This is a genomic window from Mesorhizobium metallidurans STM 2683 (assembly GCF_000350085.1).
Taxonomy (GTDB): Bacteria; Pseudomonadota; Alphaproteobacteria; order Rhizobiales; family Rhizobiaceae; genus Mesorhizobium; species Mesorhizobium metallidurans.
The window spans coordinates 45869-62419 of sequence record NZ_CAUM01000023.1 but is presented as its reverse complement, the minus strand read 5'-3'; the positions used below and the strand labels follow the sequence as shown (position 1 = coordinate 62419).

15 protein-coding genes and 1 pseudogene are annotated in these 16551 nt (G+C 64.3%); 6 read left to right on the top strand and 10 right to left on the bottom strand.

Translation table 11 applies throughout. The annotated features are described in order from the left end of the window. Positions 1-179: 179 nt before the first annotated feature. The gene (dnaK, locus tag MESS2_RS05170) at positions 180-2096 is read right to left on the bottom strand and encodes a molecular chaperone DnaK (RefSeq protein ID WP_008873041.1); all 1917 of its coding nucleotides are present in this window, start codon (positions 2094-2096) and stop codon (positions 180-182) included. A gap of 454 nt (positions 2097-2550) precedes the next feature. On the opposite strand from dnaK, the gene rpe reads away from it, so the two are divergent. After that, positions 2551-3228: a ribulose-phosphate 3-epimerase gene (gene rpe, locus MESS2_RS05165; protein ID WP_040592151.1), complete on the top strand. Its 678-nt coding sequence runs from the start codon at positions 2551-2553 to the stop codon at positions 3226-3228. A gap of 36 nt (positions 3229-3264) precedes the next feature. Here rpe and MESS2_RS05160 read toward each other — a convergent pair whose 3' ends face one another. The 3 genes from MESS2_RS05160 to MESS2_RS05150 are packed head-to-tail and all read right to left on the bottom strand — an operon-like array spanning position 3265 to position 6408. Continuing rightward, a complete protein-coding gene (locus MESS2_RS05160) occupies positions 3265-4638 on the bottom strand; it encodes an amidohydrolase family protein (protein WP_008873039.1) in 1374 nt (457 codons plus the stop codon). Then, positions 4635-5498, bottom strand: a complete 864-nt coding sequence (locus MESS2_RS05155; protein ID WP_008873038.1) for a dioxygenase family protein — start codon at positions 5496-5498, stop codon at positions 4635-4637. Before MESS2_RS05155 ends, MESS2_RS05160 begins: the two co-directional genes overlap by 4 nt. A 31-nt stretch (positions 5499-5529) precedes the next feature. Next, entirely contained in the window at positions 5530-6408 is an 879-nt protein-coding gene (locus MESS2_RS05150; RefSeq protein ID WP_008873037.1) for a fumarylacetoacetate hydrolase family protein, read from the bottom strand. A gap of 137 nt (positions 6409-6545) precedes the next feature. Here MESS2_RS05150 and MESS2_RS33200 point away from each other — a divergent pair. The 3 genes and pseudogenes from MESS2_RS33200 to MESS2_RS05135 all read left to right on the top strand — a co-directional run. Then, positions 6546-6725 (top strand): annotated as a pseudogene (locus MESS2_RS33200) (YciI family protein); the annotation flags it as partial. Between the two features lie 149 nt (positions 6726-6874). Beyond that, entirely contained in the window at positions 6875-7873 is a 999-nt protein-coding gene (locus tag MESS2_RS05140; protein ID WP_008873035.1) for a Gfo/Idh/MocA family protein, read from the top strand. A 111-nt stretch (positions 7874-7984) separates the two neighbouring features. Continuing rightward, positions 7985-8758: a GntR family transcriptional regulator gene (locus tag MESS2_RS05135; RefSeq protein ID WP_008873034.1), complete on the top strand. Its 774-nt coding sequence runs from the start codon at positions 7985-7987 to the stop codon at positions 8756-8758. A gap of 23 nt (positions 8759-8781) precedes the next feature. Here MESS2_RS05135 and MESS2_RS05130 read toward each other — a convergent pair whose 3' ends face one another. After that, positions 8782-9552, bottom strand: a complete 771-nt coding sequence (locus MESS2_RS05130; protein WP_008873033.1) for an SDR family NAD(P)-dependent oxidoreductase — start codon at positions 9550-9552, stop codon at positions 8782-8784. A gap of 143 nt (positions 9553-9695) precedes the next feature. Here MESS2_RS05130 and MESS2_RS05125 point away from each other — a divergent pair, with 143 nt between their 5' ends. Continuing rightward, positions 9696-11060: a malonyl-CoA decarboxylase gene (locus MESS2_RS05125; RefSeq protein WP_008873032.1), complete on the top strand. Its 1365-nt coding sequence runs from the start codon at positions 9696-9698 to the stop codon at positions 11058-11060. 126 nt (positions 11061-11186) lie between these two features. Continuing rightward, positions 11187-12713, top strand: a complete 1527-nt coding sequence (locus tag MESS2_RS05120) for a malonate--CoA ligase (RefSeq protein ID WP_008873031.1) — start codon at positions 11187-11189, stop codon at positions 12711-12713. A gap of 11 nt (positions 12714-12724) precedes the next feature. On the opposite strand, the gene MESS2_RS05115 is transcribed toward MESS2_RS05120, so the two are convergent. The 5 genes from MESS2_RS05115 to MESS2_RS05095 form a co-directional block, all read right to left on the bottom strand. Continuing rightward, complete coding sequence (locus MESS2_RS05115) at positions 12725-13843, bottom strand: NADH:flavin oxidoreductase/NADH oxidase (RefSeq protein WP_008873030.1); 1119 nt, start codon at positions 13841-13843, stop codon at positions 12725-12727. A 192-nt stretch (positions 13844-14035) separates the two neighbouring features. Further along, positions 14036-14431, bottom strand: coding sequence for a cupin domain-containing protein (locus MESS2_RS30155; protein WP_008873029.1), 396 nt, complete (start codon positions 14429-14431; stop codon positions 14036-14038). A gap of 71 nt (positions 14432-14502) precedes the next feature. Next, positions 14503-15222: an SDR family NAD(P)-dependent oxidoreductase gene (locus tag MESS2_RS05105; RefSeq protein ID WP_008873028.1), complete on the bottom strand. Its 720-nt coding sequence runs from the start codon at positions 15220-15222 to the stop codon at positions 14503-14505. Positions 15223-15240: 18 nt separating this feature from the next. Continuing rightward, positions 15241-15540 carry a putative quinol monooxygenase gene (locus tag MESS2_RS05100; protein ID WP_008873027.1) on the bottom strand — a complete coding sequence of 100 codons (300 nt, stop codon included), beginning with the start codon at positions 15538-15540 and terminating at the stop codon, positions 15241-15243. A gap of 19 nt (positions 15541-15559) precedes the next feature. Continuing rightward, on the bottom strand, positions 15560-16537 hold the full coding sequence (locus MESS2_RS05095; protein ID WP_008873026.1) for a zinc-dependent alcohol dehydrogenase: 978 nt from the start codon (positions 16535-16537) through the stop codon (positions 15560-15562). Positions 16538-16551: the final 14 nt, after the last annotated feature.

Genomic DNA, 16551 nt, shown 5'->3' with positions numbered 1-16551 from the left:
CATTGTTCGTGTCTTTTGCCGGCACTGCCGTTTCGATTTAGGTGCGATGGGGCCGGGATGCCAGTGTCGCGAAGGGGTTGCCCGCATTTTTTCGGGTGAAGCCCGCTCTTTTTTGCAAGAGGTTGCAAAAAAGCCCGGCTGTGCGCCGGGCTCTCTGCTTTATTTTGCCGTAAGACGGCTCAGGCCGACTTCTTCTTGTCGTCGTCCTCGTCGATTTCCTCGAAATCGGCGTCGACCACATCAGAGTCCTTGGCGGCGTCCGCCTTGGCATCGGCTTCCGCGGCTTCCTTCTGCGAAGCCTCGTACATGGCCTGGCCGAGCTTCATCGAAACTTCGGCGAGCGCCTGCGTCTTGGCCTCGATCTCGGCCGCGTCGTCGCCTTCGGCAGCCGTCTTCAGCGCCGCGATCGCATCGGCGATCGCCGTGCGGTCGGCCTCGGGAACCTTGTCGCCATATTCCTTCAGCGACTTCTCCGAGGAATGCGCCAGCGCTTCGGCCTGGTTGCGGGCCTCGACCAGCGCGCGCCGCTTCTTGTCGGTCTCGGCATTGGCCTCGGCGTCCTTGACCATCTTCTCGATGTCGGCATCCGAAAGGCCGCCAGAAGCCTGGATACGGATCTGGTGCTCCTTGCCGGTGCCCTTGTCCTTGGCCGAGACGTTGACGATGCCGTTGGCGTCGATGTCGAAAGTGACCTCGATCTGCGGCACGCCGCGCGGCGCAGGCGGGATGCCGACCAGGTCGAACTGGCCGAGCGCCTTGTTGTCGGCGGCCATTTCGCGCTCGCCCTGGAAGACACGGATGGTCACGGCCGACTGGCTGTCTTCCGCCGTCGAGAACACCTGGCTCTTCTTGGTCGGGATCGTCGTGTTGCGCTCGATGAGGCGCGTGAACACGCCGCCCAGCGTCTCGATGCCGAGCGACAGCGGCGTCACGTCGAGCAACAGCACGTCCTTGACGTCGCCCTGCAGCACGCCGGCCTGGATTGCAGCACCCAGTGCGACGACCTCATCCGGGTTGACGCCCTTGTGCGGCTCCTTGCCGAAGAACTGCTTCACGATCTCCTGGATCTTGGGCATCCGGGTCATGCCGCCGACCAGGACGACCTCGTCGATCTCGCCGGCCTTCAGGCCGGCATCCTTGAGCGCCGCCTTGCAGGGGTCGATGGTGCGCTGGACGAGATCCTCGACCAGGCTCTCGAACTTCGCCCGGGTCAGCTTCAGCGTCAGGTGCTTGGGACCGGTCGCGTCGGCGGTGATGAAGGGCAGGTTGATCTCGGTCTGCGTGGTGGACGACAGCTCGATCTTGGCCTTTTCGGCCGCTTCCTTGAGGCGCTGCAGGGCAAGTTTGTCGTTCTTCAGGTCGATGCCTTGTTCCTTCTTGAACTCGGCCGCCAGATATTCGACCAGACGCATGTCGAAATCCTCGCCGCCGAGGAAGGTGTCGCCATTGGTCGACTTCACCTCGAAGACGCCGTCGCCGATCTCGAGCACCGAAATATCGAACGTGCCGCCGCCAAGGTCATAGACGGCGATGGTCTTGCCTTCCTTCTTGTCGAGGCCATAGGCAAGGGCAGCCGCGGTCGGCTCGTTGATGATGCGCAGCACTTCGAGGCCGGCGATCTTGCCGGCGTCCTTGGTCGCCTGGCGCTGGGCGTCGTTGAAATAGGCCGGAACGGTGATGACCGCCTTCTCGACCTTCTCGCCGAGATAGGCCTCCGCCGTTTCCTTCATCTTCTGCAGGATCATCGCCGAGATCTGGCTGGGCGACTGCTTCTTGCCGCCGGCCTCCACCCAGGCATCGCCATTGTCGCCCTTGACGATCTTGTAGGGGACAAGCTTCTTGTCCTTTTCCGTCACCGGATCGTCATAACGGCGGCCGATCAGGCGCTTGACCGCGAAGATGGTGTTTTCAGGATTGGTGACCGCCTGGCGCTTGGCCGGCTGGCCGACAAGGCGCTCGCCGTCGCTGTTGATGGCGACGATGGAAGGGGTCGTGCGCGCGCCTTCCGCATTCTCGATGACCTTCGGCTCCTTGCCATCCATGATGGCGATACAGGAGTTGGTCGTTCCCAGATCGATACCGATTACTTTTGCCATTTTTCTAGTCTCTCCGCTAAGCAGGCTCTCAGGACCCGTAAGGCGTTCCGACGAAAGCCCCTGTTCACAAGAAATTCCGTTCCAGCAACCGGCATTCCGGCGCTGAACGGCTTGGCGCGTATATAAGAACAGGCTGCGCAACGCGCAAGCATTCTGCGCAATGCATCCATCACCCTTTGCTACAGCATCCCCATGGACCTTTCCGCGTCCGTCCGCGACTGATGCTCAGGCGCCGCATGGCGCGACCCGAAAAGGACAGCCCCATGACTGGAAAACCAGAGGTTCCACCGTTTGCAAGCACCTTATCGCCGGCGAGTGAAATCTCATACGGGTGGGGCGATTCGCCGGCCGGCTGCCTGCACAGCAAATACCGACTTTCCCTTTTCCAGATCATGGTCTAGCAGTCGATCCAGACGAAGCGCCCGCAACCAACGGCGCCTGGAAAGGCCGGATCATGAGCAAAAAAACCCTGATCGCTCCATCAGTGCTGGCGTCGGATTTCTCCAGGCTCGGCGACGAGGTCGAGGCGGTGGCCGCGGCCGGCGCCGACTGGATCCATCTCGACGTCATGGACGGGCATTTCGTGCCCAACATCACCTTCGGCCCGCCGGTCATCAAGGCGATCCGCAACCGCACCAAGGCGTTCTTCGACTGCCATCTGATGATCGCGCCGGCCGATCCCTATCTGGCGGCCTTCGCCGAGGCCGGTTGCGACGGCATGACGGTTCATGCCGAGGCCGGGCCGCATCTCGACCGTTCGCTGCAGACCATCAGGAATCTCGGCAAGAAGGCCGGCGTGTCGCTCAATCCGGCAACGCCGGAAAGTGCTGTCGAATATGTGCTCGACCGGCTCGACCTGATCCTGATCATGACCGTCAATCCGGGCTTCGGCGGCCAGGCGTTCATTCCGGCCATCGTCGACAAGGTGAAGCGGGTAAAGGCACTGATCGGCAACCGGCCGATCCGCATCGAGATCGACGGCGGCGTCTCGTCCGAAACGGCACCGCTCGTCGCCGCCGCCGGCGCCAGCGTGCTGGTCGCGGGTGCGGCCATCTTCAAGGGCGACAGCGTCGAAGCTTATCGGGCGAACATCGAGGCGATCAGGACGGCGGCGGACAACGCGGCCGGCTGAGGGGCGGTTGACAGAGGGACCGGCTGACGCCGCGCCTCAGCCATTCAACTGCGTCGGGATGCCGAGCTGCGACACGATACGCCTGCCCGAAGCCTCGAGGTCGCGTTTCACCCCCTCCGCATCGTCCCACAAGAGCTTTCCGTCGCGCTTCCTGGACTGGCCGGCGATCATCACCGTTTCCACATTGCCGACATTCGACTGCATAATGACGGTCGAATAGGGATCGTGAACCGGCCACATGTTCCAGTCCGTGGCGCGCAAAATGGCGATGTCGGCCTGTTTGCCGGGCGTCAGTGAGCCGATCCTGTCGTCCAGCCCCAGCATCCTTGCGCCTTCCAGGGTGATCCAGCGCAGCGCATCGCGGGTAGAGACCATGCAGGCTCCGGGGATCTCGCCTGTGGTCCGGCGCGACAGATCATTGTCCAGCGAGCGCTGGCAGGCGAGCGCCATGCGCGCCACCGTGAACATATCGCTGGAAACCAGCGATTCGATGTCGACGCCGAAGGACGGCTGCCCGCCGGCCGCCAGCACCCGACCGGTGATGGGAAAGCCGTGGCCTTGCGTCATTTCGTTCTCCGGCGTCACCGTGAACGAGACGCCGGCGCCGACGAACCGCCTGATCTGCTCGTCGCTCAGATTGTTGCCATGCACGACATTGATGCCGGGTCCGACCAGCCCCTCGGCCTCCAGCCTCTCCCAGCCGCCCGGCGTCTTGGCCTCGCCGCCGCCCTGATGCATCGAGGCGACCATGCCGAGCTCGCGCGCCAGCCGGAAATCGGCGCGGGCGACATCCATGGTCGAATAATGCGGCCCGAGGATAGCGAGCCCGAGCGTCACCAACTGGTCGCGGCCGGCAAAGCGGCCGCGCAGCAGGCGCTCGATCTCGTGGCGCGGAAGCGGCACTTCGGAAAAATGCGGCTGGCCGGGTTTGGGATCGGGCTTCGGCGATCCGTGCAGGAAGACCGAGCGTATGCCGCTCTCGAACAACGCCTCGACCGCGGCATCGGTATGGTCTGACGTCGGATTGTTGTGGCACCAGTCGCCGAGCGTGGTCGCCCCGGCATTGATCTGGCCGATCGCCCCCGCAAGCGTGGCGATGTAAATGTCCTCGGGCCGGAAGGCTGTAGCCAGGCCCCGGTGCACCCAGCGGAAATATTCGAGCAGCGTCATGTTGGAGGTGAGGCCGCGCAGAGCGGTCTGCCATGTGTGCATATGGCCGTTGACGATGCCGGGGATGACGATGCGCCCGCGCCCGTCGATCACCTCGGCCTGATCCGCCTGCAAGTTCTGCCCGACGGCGGCGATCCGGTCACCGACGACAAGCACGTCGCCGTCGAGAAAATCGCCGACGCTGTCATCCATCGACAGCACGATGGCGTTGCGGATGAGGGTGCGCGGCTCTTGCGTCATGAGCGGATCAGCGGCACCAGCGTGAAATCGAAATCGAGCCGCTTGTCCGGCCGTCGTTCGAGGCCGGGCGGGCCGGCGTCGCTGGCGCGCATGGCGTCCAGCTTCCGCACCAGTGGTTCGCGCACGCCGAAGACGGCGTCGTTGTCGACGAATTTGTCATGGGTGAAGAAGATTTCGGTGACGATCGGCTTGTGGCGCTCAGCCCTGACGATGAAGTGGAAATGCGACGGCCGCCAGGGCGACCGGCCCGCCGCCGCCACGATCGCGCCGACCGGACCGTCCATCGGGATCGTGTAGGGCGCCGGCTCGACGGTGGTGAAGGCATAGCGGCCCTCGGCATCGCATTCTTGCTTGCAGCGCAAATTGTCGTCGTCCTGCGCCGCGTCCTGCGTGGCATATTCGCCTTTCGCGTCGGTCTGCCACATGTCGACGACTGCCCCGGAGATGGGCTTTCCCACCGTATCCCGCACGACGCCGGTAACCAGCACGGTCGTGCCTTCATTGTCCTTGACCAGATCGGCGCCGAAGGGGACTGTCGGGCTGTCATCCGAATAAAAGGGGCCAAGCACACTGCCGATGGTGGCGCCCGGCGTCGCGTTGAGGAGATCGACCAGCGAGGTCACGCCCATGACGTCGGACAGCAGCGCGAATTCATTGCGTTTGTCGTCGCTGATCTGGCCGGCACGCCACAGGAAATCGATCGTCGCCAGCCATTCCTCATGCGTCAGCCCGACCTCGCGGACGAAGGCGTGGACATGGTGGGTGAGCCGCTGCAGCAGGTGATGCAGACGCGGGTGGGGCGCGTTGCCCCAGGCCTGCTGCACGGCTTCGGTGATGTTGTCGGCGGTGATGTCGCGCATGGTGCCGTCTCCTCCCGTACCGGCCTGTCACTCACTTGGCTGCCGGGCGTGTCCCGGGCTCTTCGGCCGCGATGCCGTTGCGCAGGATGCCGATGCCTTCGATCTCGACCTCGACCACATCGCCGGGGCGCATCCAGAGCGGCGGCGTGCGCGCGTGGCCGACGCCTTGCGGCGTGCCCATGGCGATCATATCGCCGGGTTCGAGCGTCATGAACTCCGAAATGATCGAGACCGCCATGGCGACCGGGACCATCATGTCGGCGGTGCTGGCATTCTGCACCGTCTCGCCGTTCAGCCGGCAGGCGATGCCGAGGCCGGAAGCTCCGGCGGGAAGCTCGTCCGCCGTCACGATGACGGGGCCGACCGCACCTGTCCTGTCGAAATTCTTGCCGGGCGTCCATTGATGCGTCTTGCGCTGGTAGTCGCGGATCGAGGCGTCGTTGAAGCATGTGTAACCGAACACGTGATCCAGCGCATCGGCCTCCGAAATGTAGCGTCCAGCGCGTCCGACGATCACCATCAGCTCCGCCTCGAAATCGAGTTTTTCCGAGACGCGCGGCGCGATGATCGCCTCACCCGCCGGCAGCAGCGACGTCGCCGTGCGCAGGAAGATCGCCGGATAATCCGGCACCGCGTAGCCGCCTTCCTGCGCATGCGCGCGGTAGTTCAGGCCAAGGCAGACGATCTTACCCGACGGTTCGAAGGGCAGTGCCAAAGGCGTCGTCGCCAGCTTCTGCCAGGCGGCGGGCGGCAGGACCTCAACCTGTTTGGCGATCGCGGCGAGCCCGTCCTTGCCCCAGTTGATGAGCTCGAGCAAGTCAGGGCTCGACGAGCCCAGCACGGCGATGTCGGTCCCGCGCACGACGCCGAGCCGCCGCTCGCCATCCTCGATGCAAACCGCAAAGCGCATGAAATCCTCCTGCAATCTGCCTTCTGTTAAAATCGCTAATTTTATTGATGTCAATATATTATCGATTTTATTGCAAAGCCCTGCGCGTTTCCCTATAGTCGGGACACCAGACCGATTCAGCCCCATGCAGGAGAAAAATGCCCATGCTTTTCGCCATCCATGCCCTCGACGGTGAGAACGGCCTCCAGCGCCGGCTGGCCAGCCAGGATGCGCACAAGGCGCATCTGACGACGGCGGCGACCTATGGCGTCACCCTCATTATGTCCGGGCCGCTGGTGGAAGACGACGGCATCACGATGAAGGGCAGCCTGCTGATCGTCGACGCCGACGGGCGCGGCGCAGTCGAGGCGTTCAATGGCGCCGATCCCTACAGGAAGGGCCGGCGTCTGGGGCGACGTGACGATCACCGCCTTCCAGAAGCGCCAGGGCTGACGAAGCCCGGAGTCGATCAACATCGGAGAACAGGATGCGTGTCGCGGTCGCAGGTCTTGGCTGGTGGGGCAAGCAGATCATCTCGTGCCTCGACAAGAGTGTGCGTTTCCAGGTGCTCTACGGCGTCGATCCGGCGCCGCCGGAAGGCGCTCTGGATTTCCTTCGCCAGCATGGCGTCGGCCATGCCGCCGATCTGGCCGCGGTGCTTGCCGACGACGCCGTCGAAGGCGTGATCCTCGCCACGCCGCACCGATTGCACGAGGAGCAGTGCCTGGCGGTGATCGCCGCCGGCAAGGAATTGTTCTGCGAAAAGCCGCTCACCATGAGCGCCGCCGGTGCGGCCCGCGTCATCGAAGCCTGCCGGAAAGCCGGCAAGATCCTCGGCATCGGCCATGAGCGCCGCTACGAAGCATGCTTCGAGCAGGCCCAGAAACTGCTCGACGACGGCACGCTGGGCAAGCCGCTGTTGTTTGAGGCCAATATCAGCCACGATCTGTTCCGCGGCATCGACCGTTCGAACTGGCGGCTGGACCCGAGGCACGCGCCGGCCGGCATGATGACGGCGACGGGCATCCATCAGACCGATCTCTGCGTCGCCTTCTTCGGCGCTCCCGCCGAAGTCCGCGCGCAGACGTCGAGCCTGATCTTCGAGCCGCCCGCCACCGATTTCGTGACGGCATCGCTGACCTTCAAATCCGGCGCGCGCGGCACGATCAGCCTTTTGTCCTGCACGCCGTATTATGGACGCGTCACGGTGTTCGGCGACAAGGGCTGGATCGAAATCGTCAGCGAAGGCAATGTCGACCAGGGCAAGCCGACGACCGTCACCGTCTGCACCGGCACAAAGGAGCCGCGCCAGGTGACGGTCCATCACCCGGCCGATACGGTCACCGCGAATTTCGAGGCCTGGGCCGCTGCCGTCGCCGGCGAGAAACCTTACCGCTTCACCCCTGCGCAGCTTCTCGACAACATCAAGCTGTTCGAGGCCATCGTTACGTCGGCAAGCCAGGACGGCGCGGTCGTTCGCCTTTGATCAGAAGCGCGATCTTGCCCTTGAGGGCCGCAAGCCCGACATTGTAGGATAGGCGAGGAGCCCGACCACGGCACGGATAAGGGCAACACCACGCAGGCAACAGGAGCCGCATTGACGTACGCAACGGCCGATCTGAATGACGAGGGCGCTGCGTCCAAGAGCACGCTCGCCAGCACCGTCTATCATCAGCTTCGCGATGACTTGCTGCACGGCGTCCTCGAAACCGAAAGCAAGCTGCGCGTCGAATGGGTGGTTTCCCGTTATGGCGCCGGCGCTTCGCCCGTTCGCGAAGCTCTCAACCGGCTTGCCTCGGAAGGCCTGCTCGGCCGCCACGACCAGCGCGGCTTCTTCATCATGCCGCTCAGCGCGGCCGAGCTGGAGGAACTGACGCGCACCCGCTGCTGGCTGGAAGAGCGGGCGCTGCGCGAAGCCATCGCCAACCGCACGCATGAGTGGGAGGAACAGCTCGTGCTGGCGCTGCACCGCCTGTCGCGCACGCCGCGCCGTTTGCCTGAGGATCCCCTGGCGATCAGCTCAGATGCGACCAATCCCGCCCCAACCAATCCCGATTGGGAAAAGCTGCATCGCGCCTTCCACCGCGCGCTGATTTCGGCCTGCCGGTCGCGCTGGCTGGTGGGGTTCTGCGACCAGCTTGCCGACCAGGCCTATCGCTACCGCCAGATGGCGCGCGGCGGCGCCGGCGTCCAGCGCGACGAGCTCGGCGAGCATCGCCTGATCGCCGAACGCGCCCTCGACGGCAATGCCGACGGCGCGGTCCAGGCCTTGCTCGACCACTACCGCCTGACGACGGCACTGTGCATGGAGCGCTTCAGCCAGAGCGGAGACCCGAAGGCGGCCTCAGGCAAGGCGCGCCGGCGGCTGTAGCGGCGACTTTTGGGTGCGATGCTCTAGCCTGCGGTGCTGCCGCCGTCGACGAACAGGACATGGCCGGTGACGAAGTCGGAAGCCCTGGCCGCCAGGAAGATCGCGGCGCCGACAAATTCCTCCGGTTCGGCAGGGCGGTTGAACGGAATGCGCGACATGAAGAGATCGCGCACTTCCGCTGTCTTGAGGATGAAATCGGCAAGAGGTGTCTTGATGACCGACGGTGCGATGCAATTGACGTTGATGCGATGCTGCGCCCACTCCGTCGCCAATTGACGCGTCAGCAGATGCACCGCGCCCTTGCTGGTGCCGTAGCTGACATAGCCGAGCGGATGGCCGACAAGCCCGCGCACCGAGCCGATGGTGATGATCTTGCCGCCCTGGCCACGCGCGATCATGCCGCGCGCCACCGCCTGTGCCGGCAGGAACGTGCCTTTGACGTTGATCGCCATGATGCGATCGAATTCTTCAGGCTCCAGGTCGACCGCGGCGGTGCGCCTGGCAAACCCGGCCGCCGTCATCAGAATGTCGATCTTGCCGAGCGCGACCTCGGCCTTGGCGACGGCATCTGCAACGCTGGCCGCATCGGTGACGTCGCAGGGCGCACCGATCACCGTGCCCTTGGACTCAAGACCCTTGACCGCGGCGTCGACCTTGTCGGCATCGACATCGGAAATGACGACGGAGGCGCCGGAAGCGAGATAGGCTTCGGCCACCGCGACGCCGAGCCCGCCACCGCCACCGGTGATGAAGGCGGTCTTGCCGGTCAGCGTGAACTGTCCTGCCACATCCATGAAAGGCGATCCTCCAGTCAAGATATCTCTTCTCCATTTTTAGCGATTTTTATTGATATGTCAAAGTTATATCGATATTTTAAATCTCTATTGGATGCCTTTCCGGACCTCTTCAGGGGGCTCCTTTTCGGGAGTCAGGATTGATGGACCGCAGCCTCTTTTTTGCTGATCTCCTGAACACCATCGCCGATCGCGGCCGGATGATGCTGAACCTCGTTCGCGGCGACGAGCCGGTCTCGGCCGACAGCCTGGCACGTCTATGCACGCGCCTGCTTTCCAGCCAGGGCGAAGCGTCGGGTGTCGCCTATGCCCGCGAAATACTCGAGCGCTGGCGCACCCTCGACGCCGACGGCAGGCTGGCCTTCCTGCATGTGCTGCGCGATCGTTTCGGCACCGATCACGGCAGGCTTGCCGATGCCGTTGATGCCTATCGCGACGCGCCCGACGATCACACCGCGCTCGCTTTGCACGATGCCGCCGAACCGGCCCGGCAGGAGCTGCTGCGCCGCCTGAACCTGGCGCCCGGCGGCATCGAGACATTGGTGCGCATGCGCGAGGATCTGCTTGCCCGGCTGACAACATCGCCCGACCTTGCCATCGTCGATGCCGACTTCACGCATCTTCTGTCGTCATGGTTCAATCGCGGCTTCCTGGTGCTGCGGCGGATCGACTGGTCGACGCCGGCCAACATCCTGGAAAAGATCATCCGCTACGAAGCGGTGCATGCCATCCACACCTGGGACGATCTGCGCCGCCGCATCGAGCCCGACGACCGGCTCTGCTATGCGTTCTTCCATCCGCAGCTCGGCGACGAGCCGCTGATCTTCGTCGAGGTCGCGCTCACCCGCGCCATGCCGTTGACGATCGCCGAGCTGCTTGCCGACGAACGGCCGCCGGTGCAGCCACGGCAGGCGACGACGGCGGTGTTCTATTCCATCTCCAACTGCCAGGAGGGGCTGCGCGGCATTTCCTTCGGCAATTTCCTGATCAAGCAGGTGGTCGAGGATCTGCGCCGCGACCTTCCCGGCCTGACCGATTTCGTCACGCTGTCGCCGGTGCCGGGTTTTGCCCGCTGGCTGGCCGAACAGGCCAGCCCATCCGCCGCCGAGGCACAGAACCTTATCGCCAACGAGGGCTGGCATGCGGACGCCGCTCAGCGCGACCGCGCAGGCGAGGTCTTGCTTGCCCTGGCGGCGCAGTATTTCCTCGAGGCCCGCACCACTTCCGGCAAGGTCATCGACTCGGTCGCGCGGTTCCATCTCGGCAATGGCGCGCGGCTGGAGCGCATCAACCTTTTCGGCGACCTGTCGCCCCGCGCTCTGCGGCAGGCGCATGGCCTGATGGTCAATTACCGCTACAAGCTCGACGACATCGAGAAGAACCACGAGCTGTTCGCTGCCAAAAACGATGTGGCGGCCGCACCCACCGTGCGCCGCCTGCTGCCGAAAGCCGCAGTGAGGCCGGCCGCGCCGCAGCTTTTGCCGCCTGGTCGATCCGCCCAACCCTAGAGCCGGATTCAGATTTCAGGTCGAATCGACCTGAAATCTGAATCCGGCTCCAAATCTAAAGGGATAGAGCATGATGTCGTGCGAAAACCGCTTCACACTTTTCGGCATCATGCTCTGGAGAGATACATGAGCAATCATTTGTTCGATGCGTTTCGCGCCCGGATGCCGGCGCCAGGGCGGCTCTTGATGGAGACAGATGACGGGCGCTCGCTCACCTATGGCGACATGCTGGCCCGGTCGGCGCAACTGGCGCACGCGCTGCTGCAACTGGGCGTCGAACCGGGCGACCGCGTCGCCGTCCAGGTCGAGAAGAGCCCGGAGGCGGTCTTGCTCTATCTCGCTTGCCTGCGCGCCGGTGCCGTCTTCCTGCCGCTCAACACCGCTTATACGCTGACCGAGCTCGGCTATTTCTTCGGCGATGCCGAACCGCGCCTGGTCGTCTGCGACCCCCAGAGGGCAGCCGATATCGAACCGCTGGCGCAGGCATCGGGCGCCACGACCGTGACGCTCGGCCGCAACGGCGAAGGCTCGCTGATCGACCAGGCCTCGCGCCAGTCTGCGGATTTCCATGACGTGGCGCGCGGACCGGACGATCTGGCGGCGATCCTCTACACGTCGGGCACGACCGGCCGCTCGAAAGGCGCCATGCTCAGCCATGAAAACCTCACCTCGAATGCAAGGGTGCTCGTCGACCACTGGCGTTTCACCAGCGCCGACGTACTGATCCATGCGCTGCCGATCTTCCACACGCATGGCCTGTTCGTCGCCACCAATGTCATCCTGATGGCCGGCGCCTCGATGCTGTTCGAAACCAGATTCGACCCAGCCCGCATCGTCTCGCTGCTGCCGCGCGCCACGGCGCTGATGGGCGTGCCGACCTTCTACGTGCGCCTGTTGCAGCAGGACGGCTTGAACGGCCAGGCGGCAAAGAACATCCGCCTGTTCATCTCCGGATCGGCGCCGCTGCTTGCCGAGACGCACAAGGCCTGGCGCGAACGCACCGGCCATTCGATCCTTGAGCGCTACGGCATGACCGAGACCAACATGAGCACGTCGAACCCCTATGACGGCGAGCGGCGCGCCGGCACGGTCGGCTTCCCCTTGCCCGGCGTCGCACTGCGCATCGCCGATCCCGACGGCGGCGGGCCGCTTGCCCAGGGCGAAGTAGGCATGATCGAGGTGAAAGGCGCCAATGTCTTTTCCGGCTATTGGCGCATGCCGGAAAAGACCAGGGCCGAGTTCCGCGATGATGGCTTCTTCATCACCGGCGATCTCGGCCTGATCGACGCCGACGGCTATGTCCACATCGCCGGGCGGGGAAAAGACCTGATCATCTCCGGCGGCTACAACATCTATCCGAAGGAAGTCGAGAGCGAGATCGACGCCCTTGCAGGCGTCAGCGAAAGTGCCGTCATCGGTGTCACCCATCCGGATTTCGGCGAAGGCGTCACCGCGATCGTGGTGCGGGCGCCGGGCTCAGTCGTTACCGCTGCCGATATCGTCGGCGCCGTCGCCGGGCGGATCGCCAAATACAAGCACCCGAAGCAGGTGATCTTTGTCGACGAATTGCCGCGCAACACGATGGGCAAGGTGCAGAAGAATGTTCTGCGCGAGACCTATAGGGATCTCTACGTTTCTCAGAAAGCCGGCTAACGGAGCGGAGCTCAGGCAGCCGGCTTCTGCCGGTTCGGGAACACGGAGGTCCGCGCGTTGGGATGAGCCGGCATGGCGCGCGGCGCATAAGGCGCCTCGGCGTCCAGTTCCTCGGCCGCATGCCAGGCCCAGCGCGGATCCCACATTGCACCGCGCGCCATGCAGACGAAGTCGGCCTTGCCGCTGGCGATGATTTCTTCGGCCTGCCGCACGCCGGTGATCAGCCCGATCGCCATCGTCGGGATACCGGCCTCGCGCCGCACCGCTTCGGCGAAGGGCACCTGATAGCCGGGGGAAAGCGCGATCTTCTGGCGCGGATCAAGCGCTGCGCTGGACGCGTCGATATAGTCGCAGCCGAGCGCCTTCAATTCCCCAGCTAGCACGATCGTATCCTCGATGGTCCAGCCCCCATCCACCCAGTCGGTGGCGGAGACGCGCACGCCCATCGGCTTGTCCTGTGGCCAGGCGGCCCGCGCTGCCTCGAAAGTTTCGAGTACCAGCCGCACACGGTTTTCGAGGCTGCCGCCATAGACGTCGGTCCGCATATTCGACAGCGGCGACAGGAACTGGTGCATGAGGTAGCCGTGGCCGGCATGCAGTTCGATCAGATCGTAGCCGATGCGTTCGGCACGGCCGACCGCGGCGACGTAGTCCGCCTTGACCTCCGCGATGTCGTCCAGCGTCATCGCCCGCGGCACATGCCAGCCCTGATCATAGGCGAGCGCCGAAGGCGCCACCGTCTGCCAGGCGCCTTGCTCTTTCGTCAGCGGCTTGCCGCCGAGCGCCGGCGGCAGCGTCGATCCCTTGCGGCCGGCATGGCCGAGCTGGATGCCATGCTTGGCGACGCCATATTGCCGGCAGAAATCGATGATCCGCCTCAGCGCCCGCTCATTGTCGTCGGTGCACAAGGTCGCGCATTTCAGCGTGATCCGGCCAGTCATGTTGACATGGGTGGCCTCGGTCATCACCAGCCCGCCGGAGCCGCCCAGCGAGAACTGGCCAAGCTGCAATATGTGCCAATCCGTGGCCGAACCGTCGACCGAATTGTACTGGCACATAGGCGACACGACGATGCGGTTCGGCAAGGTCAGCGCTCTGAGCGAGATCGGCGAAAACAGAGCACTCGTCATTCCAAATTTTCCTCCCTTGCGCCGCCAACATGCCGGACCATGCCAAAGCTGGACGGGCAAGGCATGCGCAATGATTCTCAATATGAAACCCCGGTGAGGCCTTGCCCGAGGCTCCAGAAAAAAGGCCCGCTACTTGCGTAGCGGAGCCAGGTCCTGGGAGGAATTTGCAAGGAGGGAAACGGCGGGCGCCTGTCAGCCGGGCAACTCGGCTTTTTCGGCTTCGCCGCCGGCGCCGCCCGGTGGCAGGAAACTCGCGGCGAAGGCCAGCGCGCGCAGCGGCGCATCGCCGACAGGCGCGATCGTGTGCACGGCGTTTGGCGGAATGTGGATCAGGTCGCCGGGCGCGACCTCACGCTTCTCAGTGCCGATCTGCATCAGCGCGCGGCCCTTCAGCACATAGTAGAATTCATGCGTGTTGTGCCGGTGCGGCTCCAGATGCGAACCGGCCGCTATCTCGAACTCCGAGACATATTCGAGATAGGAGCCTTCGGTCTCGGCGCGCATCGCTTCCTTCGGCACCATGAAATAGGTGTGGCATGTGCCGCCATGTTCGATGGTCGGTTCGATCCTTGCATTGGTCACATTCATTTCAATCCTCCGCTACTGTATGTCGCCCAAAAGCACGTAGCGAGGCGCATCGCGTCTGAACGCGGCGCGCCTTACTGCGCCAGGTAGCCGCCGTCGATCACCAGCTCGCTGCCGGTGATGAACGATGAATCGTCGCTCGCCAGGAACAGGCAGCCATTGGCCACCTCACGCGGCGTTCCCATCCGGCCCATCGGCGTCTGCGCGATGATGCCGGCGTTCATGTCGTCCGGCTGCGCTTCGACGAGCGGCGTGCGGATCAGCCCGGGATGAACCGAATTGACGCGGATGTTTTCGGGCGCGTAGGTCACCGCGGCATTCTTGGTCATGTTGCGCACGCCGCCCTTGGCGGCATTGTAGGCGGCAGCGCCAGCGACCCCGACACTGCCCCAGATCGACGAGAAGTTGACGATCGAGCCCTTGCCGGCCTTGCGCATGGCCGGCAGCACCGCCTTGATGCCGAGAAAACTGCCGGTGAGGTTGACGGCAACGACCGCGTTCCAGGCGTCGAGATCGGTTTCCATGAGCTGCTCATAGGCGCGCACGATGCCGGCATTGTTGACCAGTATGTCGAGCTTGCCGTGCCGGGCGAGGATCGTCTCGACCGCCTTTTCCCAATCGTCCGGCCTGGAGACGTCCAGCGTCAGCGCCTCGATGCCCTTGGCCGGCTTCACCGGCTTGACGTCGCCGGCATAGACGGTGGCGCCTTCCTCGGCAAAGAGTTCGGCGACCGCGCGGCCGATGCCCTGCGCCGCGCCGCTGACCAGCGCTATCTTTCCATCAAGCTTTGCCATGAAGGGCCTCTCCGAAAACTATTTGCTGATCATCGTCATCAGCCGGATGTGCGGCGGCACCGCGAACAGTTCGTCGGCGCGGCGGGCGAACTCATGCAGGTTCGGCGTCTCCATGTGCTTGTCCCATTCCGCCCGGTTCTTCCAGTTTTCATAGAAGGTGAACTCGGCCGGCCTGTCGTCGTCCTGGTGCAGATCGTAGTCGATGCAGCCTGGCTCCGCCCGGGTCGCATCGATGAGCGACAGCAGGAATTTCTTCGTCTCATCGATCTTGTGCGGCCTGGCGACGAGATGCGCGACGACGGTCAATTGCTCGGACATGTGGTTCTTCTCCCTTGTTTCAGGCCGTCAGCGTGACCTTGATGCACTGGGCGGCATCCTTGCCGAGCTGGAAGGCGGCAACGGCCTCGTCGAGGCCGAACGTGTGGGTCTGGATCGGTGTCAGGTCGATGCCGGTCCGCTCCAGAAAACGGATCGCCGCCGGCCACACGCCTGGCGAGCCGATGCAGCCCTTGACGGTCAGGTTCTTGATCTGGATCGTGCCGAGCTCGACCGGGATCCTGCGGCCGATATTGATGCCGACCATCGAGACACGGCCATCCTCGCGGGCGAATTCGAAGGTGTTGGCAAGCGAGGCGTCGTGGCCGGACGCCTCGACCACCAGATCGGCGCCCTTGCCGCCCGTCAGTTCCATGACCTGCGCGACGGCGTCCTGTGCCGGATCGACGGCCTCAGTCGCTCCCAGCCGCAGCGCCACCTCGCGGCGGCGGGCGATCGGGTCGACGACGATGACGCGTGCGCCCATGCCGATCGCGGCCGCGGCCGAGACAAGCCCGATCGTGCCGCCGCCCGAAATCACCACGGTCTCGCTGGCATTGGTGCCGCCCGAGCGCAGCACCGCATAGAAGCCGCAGGTGAACGGCTCGATCAGCGAGGCGCGCTTGTCGTCGATGCCTTCGGGCAATTTGTGCAGCCAGTCCGGATTGACGGAGAAATACTCGCGGTCGGCGCCATCCATCGAGAAACCGAAATGGTGCAGCCGCTCCGGCGTGCGCACCACGCATTCGCCGACGACGCGGTCGCCGACGCTCCAGCCCTTGACGCCGCGGCCGACCTCGATGATCTCGCCGCACCATTCGTGGCCGGGCGTCACCGGATAGGAGATCGGGATGATGTAGCGCCCCGCCAGCAGCTCGTAATCCGAATGGCAGATGCCGACGGTCCTGGTCTTGATCAGGACCTCGCCATCACCGATGCCGGGCATCGGCCTGTCGACGATCACAGGCTTGTCCGGCGTTTCAAAGACCAGCGCGCGCATTTCGATATCTCCCT